Raw genomic sequence first — 24,291 nt, 5'->3', positions numbered from 1 at the left:
CCACTCCTGTAACTGCTCCAGCCCATTACCATAAGTAAGATTGTATTGCAATGGAGTGATACTAATATAATTTTCGCGGATGACATGTACATCAATGGGTATATGCTCGGGAAGATTCAAACCTTTGGGAGGTTCAATATCCTCAAGTACTTCTCCTGTAAGCCAATAATAAGTCTTCCCCCGTGGATCTACTCTTTTGTCAAAAACATCCACATAACGGCGTATTCCTTGACGAGTAATGGTCGCACCAGCAATATCTGACCATGATACAGGTGGAATGTTAACATTTAATAGCATCAAGTCTGGTAGAGGTTTAGCCGTGATTTGTTCTACTAAAATTTTGGCAAAGTTAGCGGCTGGTTGAAAATCTTTGCTGGTATGACTGGCAAGGCTCAAGGCAATACTAGGGATTCCTTCAATGATCCCTTCCATTGCGGCGGAAACAGTCCCAGAGTAGAGTATTTCCGTACCTAAATTTGCTCCTTGATTGATACCTGATAATACCAATGCTGGTGGAGAATCTAACAAAGCCCACAATGCTAATTTGACACAATCAGATGGAGTTCCAGAACATGCCCAAGCTTTAATACTAGGGTGAAATATGGATTCAATAATTTCTGCTCTAATTGGTTGATGTAGGGTTAAACCGTGTCCTGTCGCAGAACGTTCTCGATCTGGGCATACCACTGTGACCTCATGTCCTACTTCTGCTAAAGTATTAGCTAGGGTACGGACTCCTAAAGCAGAGATGCCATCGTCGTTACTAATGAGTAATTTCATTTTTTACTATTTAATGATTGGTCTTTTGTTCAGTGGCATTGGTGGAATTATTTTCGCTTAATTAATTACATCTTGTGATGAAGATGTCAGCGATGTGATTCAATATACAGAATTGTAGTGTCCATTTTACTGGTTTAATTGACAACCACTAAAATTGAATATCTATCAACACTACACCCTACCCCCAACACTCTGCCCTGGGCTTCATCTTAACTTTGTGCCATTTGTACTATAACCCACTCTTCTACTGGCAAACTACTGAGAGCAATGCCAATAGGCAAAATTTTATGACATTTTATATCTTCATCTTGACTTGTAAAAGATAATATATATAGGTTGTTATGCTTGAAATTAGAAGCGATCGCCAAAGTCAGGCAAAAAACAATCATCAATACAAAAATCAAAAATACTGTTAGTATCATTGGGATTAAATTAGCGAACCATAATCAGCCCCTATGAAGTAATAAAAATATTTGCGGTATCAAACTGTGAGCAACATCAAATGAATTTTCTGGGTTGGAGTTTGGCAGGCAAAAATGGCTACTCATGGGATAATGGCTCATAAAAAACAAATCAATTCCCCTGGGAAGAGGAATTTTTGGAAAACAAAGAATCGATTGTAATTTCATCGACTTTTAACATCTTCGCTATCTTTAGCCCAAGGTAAAGGAGATAGTTATGTTATTACGGAAAGCCTTAATGCAAGTGTCTGCTGTTGGTATGGCTGTTTTAGTTAGTGTATTAACTAGTGGCGCACAAGTAAAGGCAGAAGAAAATATCTTGACCCAAAACAATACCAACAAATCGGCTGTAGAATCTACAGTTGCACAATATCCTAGACGTGGACGGCGAATAGCTTTGCAACGCTTGTACCAACAAAGATCCTATTATCGACGCTTGGCACGGCGTTGGGAAAGAACACGTAATTACAGATATCGTATCTGCCGTCGTAATGGCGGTTCTTGGAGATGGTGTCGAAGAGCTTATTGGAGAGAAAATCCTTATGCAGCTAGAATTTGGCGGATCAATAGACGAATTTGGAGGTTAGAAAGAGGTTACGACTATTACAATTACTATTGATAAATTATCAGCTACAAGTCAAGCAATCGCCCTTCTGTATAATACAGTGAGTGAGGCTTGACAATCAATTTCTTCTATAGCGCTATGGGCAAGTAATAAGTAGTATTCAGCAACGCCTAATTATCTAGCTTTGGCGACAATATCAGATGCGATCGCATACCAAATTTGACCAAAATTCTGTTGTGCTAGTTTTTGGCGGGATAATTCGGGGAATAAGCGATAAAATTTTTGGTTTGTTTCTTGGTTTAGTCTATCAATGGTGTATTTACCTAATTGTTTGCTATTAGCTTGCTGTTTCCACTTATCATAGTCTTTACCACTATAATTACCTAAATTCTGCCGTGCGTTGCGACTAAGTTTTGCTTGTTCTAATTTTTGTAATAATTCTTCCGCCATTTGATACCATTCTCGACGTAAAACCGCATCTTCTGAGTTGGATGTCAGGCTGCGTCCTTTTATTTGAGTATTTTTAGTATAAAAAACAGCATTCACTGTTCTATTAAAAAAGCCTTCAGGAATTCCCAACTTTTGGCGGCGGTTTAAAATTTTCTTAATCTGACTGCCTTCTTTATGAGCTCCGCCAGGAAGTTTAGGTAGGGAGACTTGAGGTAAGGAAATTGAGGCGACACTGCGAACCACTGCATTAACTAATGCCCAACTTCCCACCAAACTTAATACAACCACACTCGTCCCCACCAAACTAATGGCAAAGGGACGTAACCACAAAGGCATAGATATACTTTGAGCGATCGCCTGGGTTTGATTATTGAATTTACTGACTGTATTTTGTATTTTTTGTTTCCCTGGAGCCATCACCATCGTTTTGATTTTAGTAATGTAAGGGGGGATAGTTTTGACCTTGGAGGGAGAACGTAAATCCTTGAGGGCTTGATCAGCTGTTTGATAGCGATCGCTAGGCTTATAAGCCAGCATCTTTTTTAACACCCCTTCTAAGTTGGAGTTAACTTTGATCTCTTCTCCCCAGCGCCAATTACCGTGATAGCTATCGTATAGTTTTTGTGGTTCTTTTCCTGTTAATAATACTAATACCGTTACAGCCAGAGAGTATAAGTCACTACTGGGAAAAGCCTGGCCTTGCCGTAACTGTTCCTCTGGAGCGTAACCTTTTTTACCTAATAATGTGCGATTACCACTTAGCTGAGTGAACCAGAAACCCTTACTTGCAGGTAACTGTTTCACACCTCCAAAATCAATTAGTACAGGTAAATTATCAGTGAGTCGCCAAATCAAGTTATCTGGAGAAATATCTCGGTGAACGACCTTTTGTGAGTGGATGTAGGACAACACAGGTAAAATCTGTTGTAGTAGCTTAACCAATTCATCCTCAGTAAAAGTCTCACCTTGATGTTGGCGTTTCTCTAGTAACTGGAGATAGTTATCACCTTCCACATAGTCCTGTACCAATAAGAACAACTCCTTATTAGCCAAACTCACCTCTAAAGAAGAGTGAAAACTAGGTATTTGGGGATGATTCAGCCGTTTTAGTACATGGGCTTCCCTCTCAAACAATTCCCGAGCTTTTTGTAACTCCAGCTTTTTTTCTACTTGGGGTGCAAACTCCTTCAATACGCATTGTTGTTGAGATTTATGAATATCTTCCACCAAATAAGAACGGCCAAAACCACCTTGTCCTAGCATCCGAACAATACGATAGCGGTCAGCAATTATTTCTTGGGGAGCAATGGGTAAAAGTTCGCCGCACTGAGTGCAAAAGCGATTATTCCCATGATTTTCGTGGTGTTTACTGCAATAAACTGGCATGGCGCTGAAGGGTAAATATATTTTTTATCAATTAGCTACAACGAGATGAGCCTGATTTACGCATATTTTCTGGGGTTTATATGGTTTTCCATATGAATGTTGGCCAAAACATTGATGCAGGGTAAAATATTTACACACAAATTTGAAAATGCCAATTGGTTCAGGAAATAATTACAAATTTAGTAGTAGATTTTTATTCAGCATCAATAGCATACAGTTTTAGCTATCACTACTAATATTATGAACCAGGAATCTCAGCAGCAAGAGGTCATGAAGGCATTTACCGACTTTTTAACTACTCCTTTAAATACTCAACTACAACAACATCTCCAAACCAAAGCCAGCGATCGCATTGTAGAATTATTTCACCATGTTGCTGCCACTGTACCCGCTTACCGGGATTTTCTCGAAGAACATAACATCAAAACCGAATCTATCAACAGTTTTGCAGACTTCCAGCAGCTCCCACCAATTACTAAACAAAATTATTTACAACAGCATTCCCTGTCTAGCTTATGCCGTTATGGCCAATTAGAAAAATGTGATATGGTGGCAGCCTCTTCTGGTTCTACAGGAAAACCCACATTTTGGCCCCGTTTTTTAACTGATGAGCTACAAATAGCCACTCGTTTTGAGCAGATATTTTATGACAGCTTTGCTACTGATACCAGGCGTACCCTGGCTGTAGTTTGTTTCACCCTGGGAACTTGGGTAGGGGGTATGTACTCCACCAATTGCTGCCGTTATCTGGCTAGTAAGGGGTATCCTCTCACCTTGATTACCCCAGGTAATAATAAAACAGAAATTTTGCGGGTAGTAGAAGAACTGGGAACTAATTTTGACCAAGTGGTATTGTTAGGATATCCCCCATTCCTGAAAGATGTGATTGATACTGGTATTGCCCGTGGCTTGAAGTGGCAACAATACCAGGTAAAATTAGTCATGGCAGGGGAAGTATTTAGTGAAGAATGGCGCAGTTTAGTTGCAGAAAGATTAGGTTCCCAAAATCCCTGCTATGACTTTGCTTCTATGTATGGAACAGCAGATGGAGGAGTACTGGGGAATGAAACGCCATTAAGTATTTGCATTCGTCGCTTCTTAGCAGAACATCCAGATGCAGCCAAAGCATTATTTGGAGAATCTCGTTTACCTAACCTGTTACAATATGACCCCCTGAGCCGTTTTATTGAAGTCCAAGATGGTTATTTATTGTTTTCTGGAGATAACGGTATTCCCTTAATTCGCTACAACATTTTAGACAATGGGGGAATTATTACATATAATGCCATGCTTGAGTTTTTAGCTGATTGGGGATTCAATCCAGTTACAAAATTACAAACTAAAAATGGGAGGGGAATTCGTCCTTTTCCCTTCGTTTATGTATTTGGACGTTCTAATTTTACCGTTTCTTACTTCGGTGCCAATATCTATCCCGAAAATGTGACGGTGGGATTGGAACAATCGGGGATTAAAGATTGGGTAACGGGTAAATTTGTCATGCAGGTGAAAGAAGATGCAGATAAGAATCGGTTTTTATCTGTGGTGGTGGAATTAGCACCAGGAGTGGAAGCTAGTGAAGAGAAAACCAAGACCATTGCAACTTCTATTTTGACCCAATTAAAGCGGTTAAATAGTGAATTTGCTAATTATGTACCTTCAGAATATCAAATGCCCTTGGTGGAGTTACGAGGGATGGGTGATGGGGATTATTTTCCCGTGGGTGTGAAGCATCGCTATACAAGAAAGTGAGGCATACCTTAGGGGGTGACAAGAAGGTTGAAATGGAGACAGGGTTAGGTGGTGGGGAAATTCCATCTTTTCATATTGCAATGTGTGAATAACCTGAGAGTATTCAATTGACACTCTCATCATCATACTCCCAGACTTGATGGGAGATTCTTGCTTCATCGGTTTTATCTATCTCTAAGTCGCCTCCGTCCCCATTACCAACTCTCCACTCCCAACTAACAACTCCCAACTAACACCCAACACCATATTTCTATCATGCTCGACCTTACCAAACTAACGGGACAAATGCAGGGTTTGAGTCAACATCTGACCCAAGAAGCTGCTGCTAGCCGCCAACGTCTGGAATTAGCTCAAAAATATTTCCATGATGCTTGTAATCGCCAAAACTTACTGGTTGAGCAACAAAAAAAATGGCGTGATCGCATTCTCTTTGCTAATGCAACCCCCGCAGAACCCCTCAACACCTGTACCAATATTCCCACCCCTCCCAAGGTTCACACCATCATCGCCACGGATGGCTCCCAAATTTCCCCCAGCCACCACGAAATTGCTTACTGTTACCTCCTGAATATTGGTCGGATAGTCATACATTACGGTCAAAACAAACACCCCCTCCTCGATAGTTTGCCGGAGATATTCTACCGCCAAGAAGATTTATATATGTCCCGGAAATGGGGGATTAGAACTGAGGAATGGATGGGTTATCGCCGTACTACATCGGAAGCGGTAATCCTAGGTGAGTTAGCTATCAGCATCAAAGAAGAAATACCTCTATTGGCAATGGTAGATGGTTCCTTAATTTATTGGTTTTTAGAACAATTACCTAGTGATGCCAGGGAACATATTTTGCCCCCCATCTTAGAAGCTTGGCAACAAATGCAAGAGGCTAAAGTCCCATTAATGGGGTATTTAAGTGCTTCCCGTAGTATTGAAGGGATAAACTTTTTACGTCTAGCAGCTTGTCCCCATCCCTCCCCCGATTGTATGAGCTTTTGTCCCAACCAACAGGAAAAAGTGCCTTGTAAAGCCTTTGAATCCTTACGAGATACAACTCTATGGACAACCCAACTCAAACCGGGACAAAGGGGTCCTCTGTGGCGTAGTAATGCCCGGATTCTAGATTTATATCACAATCAACAAATTTATTTTTGTTACGTCCATGTCGGTGCAGAAATTGCCCGGATAGAAGTACCTGAATGGGTGGTGAAAGACCAAGAATTGTTTGATCAATCCCTAGGATTAATGCTAGCTCAAGTACAGAAAGGTTATGGTTATCCAGTTGCGATCGCAGAAGCCCATAATCAAGCAGTGGTACGTGGTGGCGACAAAACCCGCTTTTTTGCCCTCCTAGAAAAACAAATGATTAAAGCAGGTTTGAAAAATGTTGGCACTTCTTACAAAGAAGCACGTAAACGGGGAAGTATTGCATGAATCGAATGGTACGAATTTAAGACAAAACCCAGGGTAGGGTGTAGGGTGTTGGGTGTAGTGTTGATAAATATTCAATTTTATTGCTTGAAAAAAAATCTCTTCTTCTTTATTACCTACACCCTATACCCCAAATAAGTAAGTCGGCACAATAAAACCAAACTATGTGAAGAATAGTAAATAAGCCTAAAACCCTTGTTCCCCCTGCTCCCTGCTCCCTGCCCCCTGCCTTATCCAAACGATAATTTTTTACGCCAACCTACTTATAGTATTATCAGGGCTTGACCGAAAAAGAAAAGGATACACCCAAATTTATTTGTGTAAGCTCCCCTGCTCCCTGCTCCCCTGCCTCTTCCTAACGCTTAACAAGAGTGCCATTATTGCGTGAATCCTCCTTAATAGCAAAAACTAATAAGGAGGATTGACATCGATCCCAAGTAAAAGCACCCTAAAATATTACTCTAGAAATCTTCCAGAAACTGACTCAGACGGCTGATTAGTGGGTCAACATCCGCCGGGGGAGTATTAACAGTATTAGTAGCATTATTGTTAGCAATAGAACTACTAGGCAATGCTTCCACAGCAGGTGCTGAATGGTTCGCATACTGAATTACTGGTTGTTGATTAACCGCGATTGCCAATTGTGCAACTTGTTGGCTGAGCTGCAAAATTTGGCGTTCCATCGCCTCTAAACGATGAGCTTCCTTAGCGAAAAAGCGTTCTTCTAGGCTAGCCAGTTGACTTTCCAATTCAGCAATCTTGTGTTCAGTCCCTGATTTAGCTGTCGCTATTTGGCCAGGTTTCACAGATTCCGGTACGCATAAAGACTGCCATAGAGCCTCCTTACAGAGGTCGCTAAAATTTTTGTCTGGCTGTTTTTCCAAATGGCTATCAACAAGCGCCAGCAAACTTTCATCTGCAACCCCTGGTTCAAACGTAACTGATTTAACCTTTTTTGACCATTGGAACATTAGTATTAAGACCTAGCAGCGCGACTGGATGAGATCTGTGCCTCTCCATAAATATACTGTCCCAAAGCATTTGCTTGGCGAGACGGTGCAGCTAAGTGGGCGTTAATTTTTGCTTCTTTGAGAAGACGTTGTACATCTTCCCAGAAGAATTCTCCGCCCCCTCCAGTGAGAATTACGTCCGTAACCCTTTCTGGTAGCCATGCTAGCACGCGATCGCAAATTTCACGAGAGAACAGCTCTGTAAGGTTAGGCAGAAAATCGTCTAGGTTGGTAGGCTTGCTAGCACCTCTAGGACGATAAAAGCGATCGCCTTTAGGTTTATTAACAGCAGAAATTAAAGCTAGAGATTGGCTATCTGCTCCCTCAATTTCCTTTGCTACCAATTCATAGAACTTATTCATACCAAAGTCTTCACTTTTAGAGGCTCCTCGAGCGAAGCGGAAGTTATCGACCATCAAGCAATCAATTGTTTGATGTCCAATGTCTACCAGTGCCACTGACAATTTGGTAAAATCGGGGCTTCCGGGACCTTTTTTCGGTTGAGCCTCGCACCACAGTAGACTACCATAACCTTCTGGCATCACCCAAACTTTAGTAATGTTCAGCTCCACAGGCTCGCCACGAAAGTTCATGACATGGGGTCCGCTCAATTGGCTAACCAACTGAGATTTTTCCTTCTCAAATTGTTCCTGGGATAGGTAAGGCAAACCTAAAACAATAGAAATATCACCTTTGAGTTTGAAATAGCCAGCGGATGCCAACACTTTAATCAACGCCAATTCGACTTTGGATTGACCTACACCCAGATTTGCTCCAAAATCCGCAGCTAGTTGACCAACGGCGTATCCATGACCTTGATATTCCAACCAAAGATCCATTAATGGATCCGTTGCGCGGGCTTCAAAAACACCTCCCCGCACCTGTTCCATAGACATTTGCTTCACATTAGATGGAACAAAAGTCACATTACCAGTATCACGGCTGACACAGGTTTTTGTGGAGGTTCGACCTAAGTCAACACTGAGAATATTTTTGCCACCACTACTTACGGGCTTGGGTGCAGCAGCATTGATGGGCGTGGAAGCCGACACCCTATTCATGGGAATAGCAGCGGCATTCATTGGGGTAGCGGCAGATGGTTGGTCTGTCATGAAAGCTCCTAGTTTTTACCTAGCTCTAAAAAGTTAACATGCTCATGTTACAAAAAAGCGTGCTACCAGATTTTTTTGGGCACGTCAACTGTATCTATAACTATGCTAAATTTTACTCTAGTGTTCGCATTTAAGCATTGCTTTGACAAGATTTAGATGAAAGTTGAACAAGTCAAGGTTTGTTTTTACACAAAAACATCTATTTATGTACATTCCCCCATGTAAATGTCTCTTTTACATCTTTTCTTGCTTATTTACTTGCCCTTAAATCTATTCAGATATCATGGACAATTAAAAACCCTCCAAAATAATTTTTTAAGATGGGAAAGATGCTTATTTATTCAGCTCACACTGATTATTCAACATATATCTTGAGTATATTAGCAAACTAATTTCACCATTGCCACTGAAGCCTGTTTGACTACTCCCCAGCTATCAGGTGAGGGGGTTCTAAAAGGGTGCTACACAAGAGGCTAAAGCCTTGTTGTTTCTCTTCTTATTAGGTGTCACCCAGATATGAATATTATGGTTTATTGTGCAATTTTTGTATTATTTGCTGGCAAACAAGTATGGCACTCGATTCACCAGCATTACCTCCAGACCTTATACCAATTCTCCAAAATAAAGCTAAACATGAACAGCAGTGGAGCAATAAGCCACTGCGTTGCGCTGATTAAGCGTGGTGCAGCAAGTGGCGCAACCCCAAAGAGAGTAGGGGGAGAATTATCTGTAGCCAGGATTTAGAGAAATGGTATAAACCCTCTTCAGTCACTTTCGGCAGGTAATAATCTATAACCCTTACAGGATAGGACTTTTACCAAAAACATTGATTTCAAGGATTATGTTAGAAAATAAACGATCAAATGCTCGCTTTATCTACAGTTGAAAATTTGGCTATGATTTTTATTTTACCAGAGTGACTAAAGAGGGAGCAATCCTCCACCATACGCCTGATAACTGTTAACTGCTCACTGATTTAAAGAGTGGGAGTTAATGAGTGTACTTTAGAGTCAGACTGCCAATCTAGTAAATTCCAAGACCTATCTTCTAGAACCATTTGTTCAATCAAACTCGCTAATCTTAAAGCTTTAAGTGCTTGTTCGCCACCAACCGAAGGCTGATTGCCACCACGTACACAGTTGACAAAATGATCTAATTCTGCACCCAACTTGTCGGTATTGCTAGTTGAGACTTTTTCGATAAGTTCATCTTGTTTGTAAAGTGCTTTTTTATATTTATTCATCGAATTAGCAGCAACATGACGATGAATGAGAATTTCATTCTGGAGAAAATCTGCTTCTGTAAATGAATTTTTACAATGGGCAACAATACTACGAATTTTGCGGTGAGTAACTTTACTAGCGGTGAGTGTAGCAACAATGCCATTAGCAAAGCCCAAGGTTGCACTCACATAATCTAAGTACCCAGAATCTAAAGCACGACTACCACCAGCTGTTAACTTAACTACAGGTGCAGCAGCCAATTCCAACAATAAATCGATGTCGTGGATCATCAAATCTAACACCACTGATACATCATTCGCTCGATTGGCATAAGGACTCATGCGATGAGCTTCGAGGGCTAATACTTCTTCTGTTTTAAGAACTTTACTTAATTCTTGAAAAGCAGGGCTAAAACGCTCAATATGGCCTACCTGGAGAATACATCCAGATTCAGCTGCGGCATTGACTAGGGATTCTGCTTCTGAAATACTAGCTGCTATGGGTTTTTCAATCAGGACATGAATTCCTGCTAGCAGACAGTTGATACCCACGGCATAGTGTAACCGGGTAGGAACTGCAATGCAAACTGCGTCTACATGGGGGAGTAGATCGCAATAATCCTCAAAAAATCGGACTTTATATTTGCTAGCAGTTTCCAAACCCCGCTCAACATTAATATCTGCTACACCGACCAATTCAACGTCTTTCATCAAACTCAGTACACGGGCATGGTGTTGTCCCATATTACCCACACCTATCACGCCTATGCGGATTGGTTGTAGCTGTTTGCGCTGTGTACAGAGATTTGTTTCTGCCGCTAAAATGCTATCTTGCACTATGATTTTCTCCTCAACCACCAAATATTAGAGACGCTACGGTCGTTAGCATGGATACTATTACTATGTTCCCATTGACGAGCCGTTGAAAACCACCCAGATGGTAACATAGAGGTTCTGTTTATGAAGAATTTCAAAGATTCTTGCAAGTTCCCGACATATGTATATCTGCTATAAATATAGTCAAAATTGTAATTTTTTTACCAAAAGCAAAATATAACATATCCTTATAATATGTAGCTAAACTCATCTGTAACTAAATTATTCGTCAACTCTAAATGATATAGCACTACGCAATTCTGTTAGAACATTATTGAAAGCCCAAACCTATGAGCAGTAAACTTATTACTTATTACTTATTACTTGCGCGTAGCGCTATATCTGGGAATGAAAGCTGTAATTCTGTTGTCTGGGGGATTAGATTCTAGCACTGTTGTGTACAAAGCATTAGCTGATGGTTGTCAAGCTTATGCCATCTCCTTTGATTATCAGCAACGCCATCGAAAAGAGTTAAAATCCGCATTAGCGATCGCAAAAGTCGCAGGTGTTGTCGAGCATCAAGTTGTCAGCTTCGATTTAAGACAGTGGGGAGGTTCAGCTTTAACAGATAATAGTATCGACCTACCCCAAGAACGGGACTTGGATGAGATGGCGCAAAATATACCAATTACTTATGTCCCAGCTCGCAATACAATTTTTTTGAGCTTTGCCCTAGGATACGCTGAAAGTATTAAAGCCGAGAGAGTTTACATAGGTGTAAATGCTTTGGATTATTCAGGATATCCTGACTGTCGCCCAGACTATATCCAAGCCATGCAGGAAGTATTTCGGTTAGGAACCAAGCAAGGAAGGGAAGGAGAACCAATCACGATTCATACTCCCTTAATTAACCTGAAAAAAACAGAAATCATTCAATTAGGTAATAAATTGGGGGTTCCTTGGGAATTAACTTGGTCTTGCTATACTGGTGAAAATGTCGCATGTGGTGTCTGTGATTCTTGCCGTTTACGACTTGCTGCTTTCGCAGAATTAGGACTCCAAGATCCCATCCCTTATGCTAAGTAGGGAGTAGGGAGTAGGGAGCAGGGAGCAGGGAGCAGGGAGTAGGGAGTAAGGAGGACAAGGAGGACAAGGAAGACAAGGAAGACAAGGGAGAAAAATATCACCACACTCACTCCCTCACTCTGTCACTCTGTCACTCCCACACTCCCCACACTCCCCACACTCATCACTCCCTCTCCTCTTCTTCCAAGTAACGTACTTGAATTTGATGCAGCCGAGAACCATCCAGAGAAACCACAGTCAATTCTAGATTTTGATATTGGCAAGTTTCACCAAGGGAAGGTATTTTTTGTAACTGATATAATAAAAATCCCCCTAATGTTTGATATTCTTCCCTCAATGGCAAATTGAGATGCAAAATTTCATTGAGTTCTTCTAAATTAATTTGCGCTTGCACCAGAAATGTTTGCTCATTCAATAACTCAATCAATAATTCATCGGTATTTTCTGCTTCACCTGTTTCCCCAATGATTTGAGCAATAATATCCTGGATAGTTACCAAACCTGCTGTACCACCAAATTCATCGACCACAATTACCATGGTGGGTTGCTCCTGCTGCATCATGGGTAACAGTTCTTGTAATAGAGTATTTTCTGGCACAAATTTTACCGGACGCATCCATTGTTGGATACTAGTATCCATATCCAGCTTACCCGCAGCCAAAAATTGTGCTATGTCTTTAAAGTAAAGAATGCCAAGAATATCATCCAGAGATTCCCCAATTATTGGATAGCAAAAGTGACCAGTATCAGCCATCATCTGAAAAAAAGTTTTTAAACTAGTATCAAATTGTAAAGTGACTATACCCGTGCGAGGAATCATCACCGTTTGTACTGTCACCTCTCCAAACTCAAAAATATTATTGAGTAATTTTCGTTCTCCTGCCAATAAACCTGTAGATTCTCTCTCTGTAGAAATTATTAACTGCAACTCTTCTGGTGTTACTGGTGGTTTCCAACTTTGACCAGTATATTCAATACCTATAAACCTTAATAAGCAGCGATTAGATTGGTTAAGAATCCAGATAAAAGGACTAAAAAAGCGGACAATCGCTTTGATTAAAGGGCCCAAAAATCGTGCTAATTTCTCAGAATAAAGCATTGCCACCGATTTAGGACACAATTCTCCTAAAACAATTTGGAGATAGGCAATGATAAAAAAGGTAAGGAGAATGGAGATTGAATGAGCGATGAAAGGGTTAGCACTTTTGGGAAGCAGCCATGATTTGAGCCATGTATCTACCAGCCCGACAATGGCACTTTCTCCAATCCATCCCAATGCCAAACTGGATAAAGTAATGCCTAATTGGGTTGTGGACAATAGGCGATCAATACTACGCTGTAAACCTTCAACTGATAGCGCTTGAATATCACCTGCTTCCACTAGCTGACGGATACGCGAGCGCCTAACTGTCACCATCGAAAATTCTGCTGTGACAAAAAAAGCATTAATCGTAATCAGCAATAATACTGAAAATAATCGCAGACCCACAAAAACTCTCACTGATAAATCTAGTCTAAAAATCCCTTGCCAATTGTGGATTTAAGAGCCACTTATATGGAGAATTAATCATAGAACAAAAATTCTCTATATTAACTAGCCTGAATAAAATAAGGTGAATGGCATCTTTGAAAATATAACGCGATCGAGCTCCAACTACCAATTCTCCCATATCCTCATATTACTTACCTTTCTACCGGAATATTAGATATTACTAAACGTAGTTTCTGAGCCGGATAATCAGTTAAAGTTAGTGATATCTGTTTTACATCATCTAGTAGAGCTGTGGGAACTCTAATTCTACCAGTATAAGGTGTTCCTTCTGGTGGTAACTCAGCAGGTAGCCCTTCCGTACTAGCACTCAAAGTCCGACCTTTATCATCGGTAACATCCAAAAAAGTATATAAAAAACGTGCCGTCTCTGAACTTTGATTCTGCATTTTCACCTGCAATTCCAAAGCACCACCAGAGAAACGAGAAGATTGTACAGATAAGCTTACTCCCTCACTTTCTGTTTTGATCGGAAAGCCTGGTTGGAGTTTTTCTTGGCGTTTGATGGTAGAAGTTTTGTTTACCTTCTTTGGCTGCTTATTCTTTTTGCGTTTTTTAGCAGATGTTTTTGTTTTACCTTCAATCCTAGCCTTAACAGTCTTCAGTATTTCTTCTTCTTTTAACATCATTACTCCCTGCTGGGAAGAATTAACCTTGGAGTTGGTAAATTTATTTGTGGGACGGGAATCGGGAGCACTTACCCCTTTGAGTGCTGAACTTCCCAAGGTAAAACCCCAAAAAGCACTTACAGAACCAGCCCCTAACATGAGGGTTAACAAAGTCAAAGTCAGGAGTACAGTGGAATTTAGTTTCATTGCTAATCAGCTATTGCGGAAAAATACTTCTATAAATAAAGGTGTCTGGGCTGTCAGGGTTAGTATCTTAATGGATTTATCAGGTTTTGGCTGTGATATTTCACTGAAAATACCACTTGAGGAATAATTTCATTCAACCTATCTAGTCGCTAAACTTTCTGCCAACAATATTTATTAATCTTAATCTGCTCAACGACTACATCGAGTTGTTAAAGCTAAAAAATTTGATAATTTATTTTTAATAGTACAATCATGCCAATGTATGCTAACATTAATAGCTGACCAGGGTTGGCCGAGCGGATGAGGCAGCGAACTCATAATTCGCCCTAGGCAGGTTCAACTCCTGCACCCTGGATATATGAAAATGAGTTACTTGTCACTAAGAGCAATGACGAGTAACTCATTTTTATCATTAACTATATTGTTTATGATGAAGTCACGGAGTTTCTCAGTTATCAAACCGGAATTCTGTCCCCACCTTCAACTTTTCTGTATTCACACGGGGAGACATCATTAATGAACTACTATATGGATTAGGTAAATCACGGGTACGAATGTAGGGATCGTTGCCTACTTGTTGTTGAAGAATATCACGGTAAAGAATGTTTACCAATTTACCATCCCTGGCAATTTCATTTTCAATAAAAGAGTTCTTGCCTAAACCAGCTCCCAATATAAAGTCTAATTCACGCCTCAACGTCTTATTACCATAGAAATTGGGATCATTTTTAAAAAATGCTCTTTCAAACACTTCGTTTGGTGTTTGGTAATTATAGGTTTCCGTTTCCGTTTCCGTTTCCGCTACCGCAGTTGATGGAAAACTCACTGTGATAGCCATTAGCATTAATAAGCCACTCAGGACTTTAAAATTTATACCCATATTTATTACTCCCCTATAGTTTATGTAAATCTTAACTTATGCTTATTTGCAGAACTCTTAGTAGTTCAACCTTTGGTTTAACATAACTTTTAATCTTTTGTGATGAGTAATAAAGCTGAAGATTCTATACAGCAAAACTTGTGGGCTAGTACTGCTGATTTACATACTTTGCGAAACAAGCTCCTAGATTTATTTTGCCAGTTAGCATACCAAGAGGGTGATTTTGTCCTTTCTTCTGGACAAAGTAGTTGCTATTACATTAATGGCAAACAGGTCACTCTACATCCCCAAGGAGCCTTAGCAATTGGTCGTTTTTTATTATCTCTGTTACCCACAGATACCCAAGCTGTAGCCGGGTTAACCCTAGGAGCAGACCCTATTGTTAGTGCTGTTAGCGTAGTTTCAGCCTGGGAAAACCGACCCATCCCAGCGTTAATTATTCGTAAAGAAGCCAAAGGTCACGGTACAAAAGCTTACATTGAAGGCCCTAATTTACCAGTAGGTGCGAAAGTAGTGGTTTTGGAAGATGTAGTGACTACGGGGCAATCTGCAATGAAGGCTGTTGTCAGACTTCGAGATGCGGGTTACACCGTAAATTCAGTAATTTCACTTATAGATCGTCAGCAAGGAGGAGAGGAATTTTATCAATCTCAAGGGTTAAATTTTGAAGCGGTGTTTAAGATTGAGGAACTTCAACAGAGGTATAGACAACTAGGATAAATGTATAGCCACAGGTTAGAACCTGTGGCTATAACCAAAAGCCTAACTTTATATGACTACTTCTTGATCCTTCGCCAGGAATTTTTCCAATTCTGTCAACGCATCTGCATCAACTTTAGTTTGCATGGGACAGAACTTAGGACCACACATGGAACAAAATTCAGCTGTTTTATAAATATCTGCTGGTAAGGTTTCATCGTGATATTCCTTAGCTCTTTCTGGATCTAGTGATAATTCAAACTGACGGCTCCAGTCGAAATTATAACGAGCTTGGGATAGTTCATCATCCCTATCTCTTGCACCAGGGCGACGACGAGCAATATCTGCTGCATGAGCCGCAATTTTGTAAGCAATTAGCCCATTACGCACGTCTTCAGAATTGGGTAGACCTAAATGTTCTTTAGGTGTCACATAGCATAACATCGCCGTACCATACCAACCAGCCATAGCTGCGCCTATAGCCGAAGTAATGTGGTCATAACCAGGAGCAATATCTGTTACCAATGGTCCTAGTACATAGAAAGGTGCTTCCGAACACTCTTCCATTTGCTTTTTGACGTTAAACTCAATTTGATCCATGGGGACGTGTCCGGGACCTTCTACCATCACCTGGACATCATGTTCCCAAGCTTTACGAGTTAATTGTCCTAAGGTTTTGAGTTCGGATAATTGAGCTTTGTCTGATGCGTCATGGGTACAGCCAGGACGCAGGGAATCACCCAAGCTAAAGGAAACATCATATCTTTTGAAAATTTCGATGATGTCTTGGAAGTGGGTATAAAGGGGATTTTGCTTATGGTGATGTAGCATCCACTTGGCAATAATACCACCACCACGGGAGACAATACCAGTAATCCGGGTTTTGACTAAGGGTAAATACTCAATCAAAAGTCCGGCATGAATTGTCATGTAATCCACACCTTGTTGGCAGTGCTTTTCAATTACATGGAGAAAATCATCCGGTGTCAGATTTTCTAGGTTTCCATGAACGCTTTCTACAGCTTGGTAAATAGGTACAGTCCCAATGGGAACAGATGAAGCCTTAATAATGGCAGTACGAATTTCATCTAAATTACCGCCACCAGTGGATAAATCCATGACGGTATCCGCACCATATTTAACTGCTAAGTTAAGTTTGGCAATTTCTTCTTCAATATTGGAAGAGTTGGGAGAAGCACCGATATTGGCATTAACCTTACACTTAGAGGCAATACCAATCGCCATTGGCTCTAAATTGGTGTGATTGATATTAGCGGGGATAATTAGTCGTCCCCTGGCTATTTCGTCCTTAATCAGTTCAACAGGAAGATTTTCTCGTTGAGCTACATAGTGCATTTCTTCCGTAGCCACACCTTGGCGAGCATAGTACATTTGAGTAACATTACCTTGCCCACGACGCTTAGCGACCCATTGTGTCCGCATATTTGATTTCCTCTATAAACAGCTTCCCTCCGCTGGTATTAACCAGTCTCAGGTGTTAAGGGTGTATTCTCAGCCTGGATTCACAGGCACCCCTAGCATGGGGATAATTGTAGCACTTTGATTTTGAAATTAGCGATAGGGCAAGCGCTGACTTGCCAGTTCCCATAGTTGATATACATTATTCTAACTGAAAACTAAATTGAGGGGAGGAAATTGTCAGCACGAGAAACAGGGTCAAAAAATGTTCCTACCTAGATAATTTCCCATACTGAACGTGATTTATGTCAACCTCTTAAGAAGGGAAATATTGATAATTGGTAATAGATAATAATCTAGATTAAAACTTTAAAATTAAATTGTAAAATTTACTTTAAGAATCATCCTAAACGCAGTTGAATATTAATAGTTTGAAATTAATAATCGCAACATAATAACTTCCATGAATTTGCGTAAAAATACTACTGACAAATTATATATGAAGGTAGAATAATAAAACTGAACATTAAGTCTAGAAAAATATTCTTTCTTCTATATCTAAAAATATAAAATGATGTTTTCTGAGACAAGTCACAATGGAGCGATTCTAATAGTGGATGATAATCCCACTAATTTAGAAGTTCTATCGCATACTCTAAATGCTGCTGGTTTTGAAGTCGGAGTTGCTCTCGATGGAGAAACAGCATTGGAACAAATTGAATATTATGATGCAGATCTGATCATACTAGATGTCATGATGCCTGGGATTGATGGATTTGAAACCTGTAAACGTCTGAAAGCTAATCCTGCAACTTCTGAAATTCCTGTTATATTTGCCACTGCATTATCCGATCCTGATAATAAAGTAACTGGTTTGTCTTTAGGTGCAGTGGACTATATTACTAAACCATTTCAGCATGAAGAAGTTCTAGCAAGAGTTCAAATTCACTTGAAGCTAAGTCGCTTAGATAAAAATTTAAAAGAGCAAAATTCTCTATTACAACAGGAAGTTGAGCAACGTCGGGTAGCAGAGGGTTTATTGAAGCAGCTTAATGATGAATTAGAGCAGAGAGTGCATAATCGAACCTTTGAATTATCCCAAGCGCTCCAGGAACTGGAAAAAACCCAGGTTCAGCTCATACATAATGAAAAAATGTCTTCTTTAGGACGGCTTGTTGCTGGTATTGCTCATGAAATCAATAATCCTGTTAACTTTATTTATGGCAACCTCACTTATGCCAATGAATATAATGAAGAGCTACTTACACTGATAAAACTTTGTCAAACAAATTTTACCAATCTACCTAGTGAAATTCAGTATTATCTCCAAGAAATTGATTTTGAATACTTACAGGAAGATCTGCCCAAACTTTTATCTTCTATGAAGATAGGAGCTGAACGCATCTCTGAGATTGTCCAATCCTTACGTAATTTCTCTCGCTTGGATGAAGCTCTGAAGAAAACTGTAAATATCCATGAAGGTATTGAAAGTACCCTGCTAATTTTACAGGAACAACTGAAAGGTAGGGCAAGTAAATCCGGTATTCAGGTAATCAAAGAATATGGAGAACTACCACCAATAGAGTGCTATGCTGGCCAATTGAACCAAGTTTTTATGAATTTATTGGCAAATGCAATAGATGCGATAGAGGAAAAAAATTCTTTGCCATTATTAGGAAATAAAGAATACAAGCCGACTATCTGGATTTGTACGGAAATATCCAATGAGGACTGGGTAACAATAAAAATTGCTGACAATGGACCAGGTATTCCCGTAGATGTACAGTCAAAAATATTTGATCCTTTTTTTACTACTAAGGCAGTTGGAGAAGGAACAGGATTAGGACTGTCTATCAGTCATCAAATTATTGTGGAAAAACATCAAGGACAATTAAGTTGTTACTCCGAAATAGGTAAAGGGACCGAATTTATTATTAACCTTCCTTTCAAAGTTCAGTCCGAGCCAAAGTTTCAAGTATTAGCACAATCAAGTGTTTAATCTTGTTCACGACAGTAACAATATTGGCAATATTTTTTGACTCCCTAAAAATAATTATGCAAATAGGATTTTCATCCTGACTGAAACAATTTGTAATGACATAATTAACCTGATTTCGGGATTAGCTAAAACCCTAATGATAAAGGTGCTAAATTCTGGGATTTGTAAATGTGCCCATGTTATTTCAGCCAATCTACGTTGAATAACATGTTTAACCAGAAGTGACATTTAATTAGATCTATTTTGCATCATACCAGCTTCGCCTAATTAATGATTTTAAAAAAATATTAGGCTTCTTTGTATCTATCCTACAGTAAGCGGGATTATGTACGTATGATAGGTGAGTTCTAATGATAAATAATTAACTCAATATTATATTAAATGTTATTTAAATTTTAACTTAGTTCTCATTTATTTTGAGGCAAAAAAATGCAGCTTAATTATCAAGATATTACCATTCATCAATTAATTGAAAAACAAGCATCTCTAACACCTGAGAAAATAGCTATTATTTATCAGAATCAGCAATTAACTTACCGAAAATTAAATGAAAAAGCCAACCAATTGGCACATTATTTGCAATCATTAGGAGTTGGGTCAGAAACACTGGTAGGTATTTGTGTCGAGCGATCAATCTCAATGATGATTAGCTTGCTAGCAATCCTCAAAGCAGGTGGTGCTTACGTTCCACTGGATCCATTCTATCCCTCAGAGCGTCTAGCTTTTATGCTAGAGGACTCCCAATTACCTGTTGTCATAACCCAGCACCATCTATTAGAAAAACTAAATCAACACTCAGCTAAAATCGTCACTCTAGATCGTGATTGGGAAACTATTACTGAGCATAGTCACGAGAATTTAGTTAACCAAGTAGGTGCAGATAACTTGGCATATGTGATTTATACTTCTGGTTCAACTGGCAAACCAAAAGGAGTGGAAATTATTCATGGGGCTGTAGTTAATTTCTTGTTCTCAATGCAACAAGAGCCAGGATTGACATCTGAAGATGTGATTTTGGCCGTGACTACTATATCTTTTGATATTGCAGTTCTAGAACTTTTTTTACCCCTCATAGTAGGAGCCTCCACTTTTATTGTCAGTCGTGAAGTTGCAAGAGATCCAATTCAATTGTCTCAAGCAATAAATGACTCTGGTGCTACGGTTATGCAAGCCACACCGTCAACCTGGCGGATGTTGCTAGCAATTTATTGGCAAGGTAATCAACATCTGAAAATCCTTTGTGGTGGAGAACCTCTAACTCGACATCTTGCCAACCAACTACTAGAACGTAGTTCTTCAGTTTGGAATATGTATGGTCCCACAGAGACTACTATTTGGTCAACTGTTTACAAGGTAGAACCTGGCGATCAACCAATACCCATTGGTCGTCCGATCTTAAATACTCAAATCTATGTAATCAAAGAGCCGGCTCGCCGCCAGAATGATGTTGTAGAGCTTGTTGTTGATGAAGGTGAGGGGTCACTGTACATTGGAGGTCTGGGACTAGCACGAGGCTATTTACGTCGTCCTGATCTCACTTCCGAGAGGTTCATAAATGACCATTTGAGTGATGATCCAACAGCTCGTATCTATAAAACAGGGGATTTAGCTCGTTATTTACCAGATGGTAGTATCTCTATCATTGGACGGATTGATAACCAAGTAAAAATTCGTGGACACCGGATTGAGTTGGGAGATATTGAAACAGCGCTATGTGACCATCCTCAAGTACAAGAATGTGTAGTAATTGCTAGAGATTATCCTCCTGGAGATTTGCGTTTAGTTGCCTACATTGTATTGAAATTACAGCAAACAAATAATATACATCCATCACAGTTACGAGTATGGTTGAAAGAAAAACTACCTGATTACATGATTCCCGCCATGGTAGTCTTGATGGATCAGTTGCCATTGACTCCTAATTGCAAAGTTGATCGCCGGGCATTACCAGTTCCCACTCTGGATTTAATGGAAGATATTGTACTTCCTCGAACAGAGGTAGAAAAGCAGTTACACAAAATTTGGACTGCTATTTTAGGAATAGAAGTTGGTGTCTATGAAAACTTCTTTGCATCAGGAGGCAATTCCCTGACTTCAGCTGTGTTAATGCACCGCATGAATGAAACATTCACAATCGAATTGTCCCTTGAGCACTTATTTAAAGCCCCTACAATTGCTGAGTTAGCCGAAACAATTGAGGCTGTGCAAGTTTCCGGTTCTACTACTGAATCTGCAATGAATTTGGAGGAAATCCAGGCTGATGCAGTCTTAGAATCAACAATATGTCCCCGACATCTGATCAAGCCAGAACTTAAATATATCTTCCTGACAGGTGCAACTGGTTTTATTGGTGCTTTTCTGCTGAAGGAATTATTACATCAAAATCCACAGGCAAATATTCTCTGTCTAGTTCGTGCCAAGAGTTTATCAGCAGCTCATGCCCGGTTGCGTCAAAGTTTAGAAAGCTATGAAATTTGGCAAGATAATTTTGCAGAAAGGATTGTCCCGGTAATTGGAGATTTATCACAACCCCTGTTGGGGCTAACCGAGATACAGTTTAAAGAATTAGCAGATCAGATTGAGGTAATTTATCACAGTGGTGCACATGTAAATTTGATTTATCCCTATATTGGTTTGCGAGGAACCAATGTTGTCGGAACTAGGGAGGTTTTGCGCCTAGCAGTTTTTACAAAAACTATTCCAGTTCATCATATTTCTACTTTAGATATCTTCCAATCCTCAGAGTATAAAAACAAGAAATTAATTTTAGAAACAGATGATCTTCTCAGTGCTGGAGGGTATTTAGATGGTTACTCCCAAAGTAAATTGGTAGCCGAAAAATTAGTTATGGCAGCCCGTAGTCGGGGTTTACCTGTTTGTATTTATCGCTTAGGAATGATTACAGGGCATAGTCAAACCGGTGCTTTTCAGCCCACTAACATGATTAGCAGATTAATCAAAGGGTTAATCCAAATGGGTTATGGACCTGAATGGGAATTAAATATGAATCTGACTCCCGTAGATTATGTAGCTAAAGCGATCGCAAATTTATCACGTCAGCCAGAGTCTTATAGCAAAACCTTTCATTTACAAAGTCCCTATGTTTTGCCAATCAATCAGCTAGCGGCAGACCTTAACTTACTGGGACATCCAGTGGCTACTATTTCTCGCCAACAATGGCAGCAAAAGCTACTGAATATACCTACAGATAATGCTTTAAGACCGATGGTATTTTTGTTTACTAAAAATGTATTAGATACAGAGCAAACTTTTATCGAGACAACTGCTCTGACATCATCCCAATTGTTTGATTGCCGTAATACCGAATCGGGATTGGCTGGAACCGATATTACCTGTTCTCCCATAAATGCTTCAGTGCTAAAGGCATATTTATCCTATTTCATGCGTTGTGGTTCTCTAAACGAGCCGACTAATAAATCCAAATTACATAGCAGTATAATAGTGCAAAATTTGATTCCTTTAGAACTTACACAATCGTTAAAAAAAGTCAAATTTTGGGATTACTTCGCTGCGTCGTCATGATTGTAATTACCTTCTTTTTGTGTAAATTTTCAGACGGTTTAGTCAAGGAGAATAGTAGGTTGATGTGATTGATAAAAACCAACCTATATCAATTTTAATTTTTAAATTTAACTGAATTTTAGTGTTTTTTATAAATATTTTCGGGTATAAATAATGAATATAAATTGGCTGAAAAGCGGTAATTTTAATACATCTGTTTCTCAAGTAAAAAGTAATGAGCAAGGCAAGCAAAAAGGATCTTTAACCAAACAAACCCTGCTCAAAACAGCAATTAGTATGGGTATAGTTATTATTGCCTCCACTGGGCTTGGTTACTTTCAAGTAATCTCACGTGTAACAGAACAGTCACTATTACAACTTGAACAATACGTTAAATTACGTGCCCAGCGTGAGAGAGCAATATTCACATTAGCTGAAGATAACCATGTTGTGTTGAAACAGGCTTTATTAGATAAGCTCAAAGCACTAGGTGATAGGGATCCTCAAGCTGAATTTAATCGCTTATTTGTCACATACAAGGATGGTAGCCTGCGTAACCGTCCAGAAAAATTTGAACTGGAGAAAACTCCAGGTGTGTTTCTGGGTAAGAATGTCAAAATTGATGCTGATATGCGACGGCGAGTCTTAGCTTATTATGATACTCTCAGTGCTTATGGTCCTGCATGGGCTAATCGTTTTGCCAACAGCTACACACAAATTCCCGAAAATGGCATGGTTATGTACATGCATGAATATCCGTGGGCGCTCAAGGCTCCTTCTAGGGAGTCATTCCGGGTTACAGATGATGAATCCTTTCAAATTACCCGACCAATCAACGATCCTGAGCGCAAAACAGTGTGGACGGGAATTTATTACGATCAGGTTGCTGCTGCTTGGATGGCATCCTGTGTCACACCATTAGATGTAGGTGGTAGGCATATTGCGACAATTGGACATGATATTTTAATTGGTGATTTACGCGATCGCACCCTGAACGAAAATCTCAAAGGTACCCATAATATAATCTTCAGAAAAGATGGACGTTTAGTAGCTCATCCTGAACTGATGGAAGAGATTCAGAAAAGAAATGGTCAATTTACTATTCAGGAATCAAATAACTCCCATCTACGTAAAATTTTTAACTTAATCACCAATCAACCAAACAAAGGGGTGATTGATAATTCTGAGTATGGTGAATATATAGCTGTAACCACAATTAATGAGCCTGATTGGTATTTAGTCACAGTTTATCCTAAATATTTATTAACTCAAGAAGCTTTCGCTACGGCACAGTTAATTCTAATTTTAGGACTGGGTGCCTTGATAATTCAAATTACTGTTGT

General features: G+C 39.6%; 18 protein-coding genes, 1 tRNA gene and 1 riboswitch. Of the genes, 9 read left to right on the top strand and 10 right to left on the bottom strand.

Annotated features, from left to right (window positions below; genetic code table 11):
- A partial coding sequence (gene surE, locus CALSC_RS23065) for a 5'/3'-nucleotidase SurE (RefSeq protein WP_088243580.1) occupies positions 1 to 780 on the bottom strand: 780 nt, incomplete at its 3' end.
- 209 nt (positions 781 to 989) lie between these two features.
- Positions 990 to 1,202 carry a hypothetical protein gene (locus tag CALSC_RS23060; RefSeq protein ID WP_088243579.1) on the bottom strand — a complete coding sequence of 71 codons (213 nt, stop codon included), beginning with the start codon at positions 1,200 to 1,202 and terminating at the stop codon, positions 990 to 992.
- Between the two features lie 256 nt (positions 1,203 to 1,458).
- Here CALSC_RS23060 and CALSC_RS23055 point away from each other — a divergent pair, with 256 nt between their 5' ends.
- Complete coding sequence (locus CALSC_RS23055; protein ID WP_088243578.1) at positions 1,459 to 1,860, top strand: hypothetical protein; 402 nt, start codon at positions 1,459 to 1,461, stop codon at positions 1,858 to 1,860.
- Positions 1,861 to 1,980: 120 nt separating this feature from the next.
- Here CALSC_RS23055 and CALSC_RS23050 read toward each other — a convergent pair whose 3' ends face one another.
- The gene (locus CALSC_RS23050) at positions 1,981 to 3,642 is read right to left on the bottom strand and encodes a serine/threonine-protein kinase (RefSeq protein WP_088243577.1); all 1,662 of its coding nucleotides are present in this window, start codon (positions 3,640 to 3,642) and stop codon (positions 1,981 to 1,983) included.
- A 240-nt stretch (positions 3,643 to 3,882) separates the two neighbouring features.
- Here CALSC_RS23050 and CALSC_RS23045 point away from each other — a divergent pair, with 240 nt between their 5' ends.
- Both CALSC_RS23045 and CALSC_RS23040 read left to right on the top strand, forming a co-directional pair.
- Positions 3,883 to 5,391: a phenylacetate--CoA ligase family protein gene (locus CALSC_RS23045; RefSeq protein ID WP_088243576.1), complete on the top strand. Its 1,509-nt coding sequence runs from the start codon at positions 3,883 to 3,885 to the stop codon at positions 5,389 to 5,391.
- Between the two features lie 255 nt (positions 5,392 to 5,646).
- On the top strand, positions 5,647 to 6,822 hold the full coding sequence (locus tag CALSC_RS23040) for a DNA double-strand break repair nuclease NurA (protein ID WP_088243575.1): 1,176 nt from the start codon (positions 5,647 to 5,649) through the stop codon (positions 6,820 to 6,822).
- Between the two features lie 458 nt (positions 6,823 to 7,280).
- Here CALSC_RS23040 and CALSC_RS23035 read toward each other — a convergent pair whose 3' ends face one another.
- The 3 genes from CALSC_RS23035 to CALSC_RS23025 form a co-directional block, all read right to left on the bottom strand.
- Positions 7,281 to 7,790 (bottom strand): plasmid segregation centromere-binding protein ParR, encoded by a 510-nt coding sequence (locus tag CALSC_RS23035; protein WP_088243574.1) that lies wholly within the window; start codon positions 7,788 to 7,790, stop codon positions 7,281 to 7,283.
- A 5-nt stretch (positions 7,791 to 7,795) separates the two neighbouring features.
- Positions 7,796 to 8,941 (bottom strand): ParM/StbA family protein, encoded by a 1,146-nt coding sequence (locus CALSC_RS23030; RefSeq protein ID WP_088243573.1) that lies wholly within the window; start codon positions 8,939 to 8,941, stop codon positions 7,796 to 7,798.
- A gap of 976 nt (positions 8,942 to 9,917) precedes the next feature.
- Positions 9,918 to 11,006, bottom strand: coding sequence for a Gfo/Idh/MocA family protein (locus CALSC_RS23025; protein WP_088243581.1), 1,089 nt, complete (start codon positions 11,004 to 11,006; stop codon positions 9,918 to 9,920).
- A gap of 381 nt (positions 11,007 to 11,387) precedes the next feature.
- Here CALSC_RS23025 and queC point away from each other — a divergent pair, with 381 nt between their 5' ends.
- Entirely contained in the window at positions 11,388 to 12,065 is a 678-nt protein-coding gene (gene queC, locus CALSC_RS23020) for a 7-cyano-7-deazaguanine synthase QueC (protein ID WP_088243572.1), read from the top strand.
- Positions 12,066 to 12,228: 163 nt separating this feature from the next.
- Here queC and CALSC_RS23015 read toward each other — a convergent pair whose 3' ends face one another.
- Complete coding sequence (locus CALSC_RS23015; RefSeq protein WP_235006906.1) at positions 12,229 to 13,554, bottom strand: hemolysin family protein; 1,326 nt, start codon at positions 13,552 to 13,554, stop codon at positions 12,229 to 12,231.
- A gap of 194 nt (positions 13,555 to 13,748) precedes the next feature.
- The gene (locus CALSC_RS23010) at positions 13,749 to 14,429 is read right to left on the bottom strand and encodes a hypothetical protein (protein WP_088243571.1); all 681 of its coding nucleotides are present in this window, start codon (positions 14,427 to 14,429) and stop codon (positions 13,749 to 13,751) included.
- 282 nt (positions 14,430 to 14,711) lie between these two features.
- On the opposite strand from CALSC_RS23010, the gene CALSC_RS23005 reads away from it, so the two are divergent.
- Positions 14,712 to 14,784: transfer RNA gene (locus tag CALSC_RS23005), tRNA-Ile, on the top strand.
- A 93-nt stretch (positions 14,785 to 14,877) separates the two neighbouring features.
- On the opposite strand, the gene CALSC_RS23000 is transcribed toward CALSC_RS23005, so the two are convergent.
- Positions 14,878 to 15,309: a hypothetical protein gene (locus tag CALSC_RS23000; RefSeq protein WP_088243570.1), complete on the bottom strand. Its 432-nt coding sequence runs from the start codon at positions 15,307 to 15,309 to the stop codon at positions 14,878 to 14,880.
- Between the two features lie 102 nt (positions 15,310 to 15,411).
- Here CALSC_RS23000 and pyrE point away from each other — a divergent pair, with 102 nt between their 5' ends.
- Positions 15,412 to 16,029 (top strand): orotate phosphoribosyltransferase, encoded by a 618-nt coding sequence (gene pyrE / locus CALSC_RS22995; RefSeq protein ID WP_088243569.1) that lies wholly within the window; start codon positions 15,412 to 15,414, stop codon positions 16,027 to 16,029.
- Positions 16,030 to 16,077: 48 nt separating this feature from the next.
- Here the strand turns inward: pyrE and thiC are convergent, their stop codons facing one another.
- Entirely contained in the window at positions 16,078 to 17,451 is a 1,374-nt protein-coding gene (thiC, locus tag CALSC_RS22990) for a phosphomethylpyrimidine synthase (protein ID WP_088243568.1), read from the bottom strand.
- A 7-nt stretch (positions 17,452 to 17,458) separates the two neighbouring features.
- Positions 17,459 to 17,555, bottom strand: a riboswitch (TPP riboswitch).
- 443 nt (positions 17,556 to 17,998) lie between these two features.
- Between thiC and CALSC_RS22985 the strand changes: the two genes are divergently transcribed.
- From CALSC_RS22985 to CALSC_RS22975, 3 genes are all read left to right on the top strand, one after another.
- A complete protein-coding gene (locus CALSC_RS22985) occupies positions 17,999 to 19,426 on the top strand; it encodes a hybrid sensor histidine kinase/response regulator (protein ID WP_327331733.1) in 1,428 nt (475 codons plus the stop codon).
- Between the two features lie 429 nt (positions 19,427 to 19,855).
- Positions 19,856 to 22,969, top strand: coding sequence for a non-ribosomal peptide synthetase family protein (locus CALSC_RS22980; protein WP_088243566.1), 3,114 nt, complete (start codon positions 19,856 to 19,858; stop codon positions 22,967 to 22,969).
- Between the two features lie 153 nt (positions 22,970 to 23,122).
- A partial coding sequence (locus CALSC_RS22975; RefSeq protein ID WP_200817726.1) for a cache domain-containing protein occupies positions 23,123 to 24,291 on the top strand: 1,169 nt, incomplete at its 3' end.

This window comes from Calothrix rhizosoleniae SC01 (assembly GCF_900185595.1).
GTDB classification, from domain to species: domain Bacteria; phylum Cyanobacteriota; class Cyanobacteriia; order Cyanobacteriales; family Nostocaceae; genus Calothrix_A; species Calothrix_A rhizosoleniae.
This window is presented reverse-complemented; position numbering and strand designations above follow the sequence as displayed.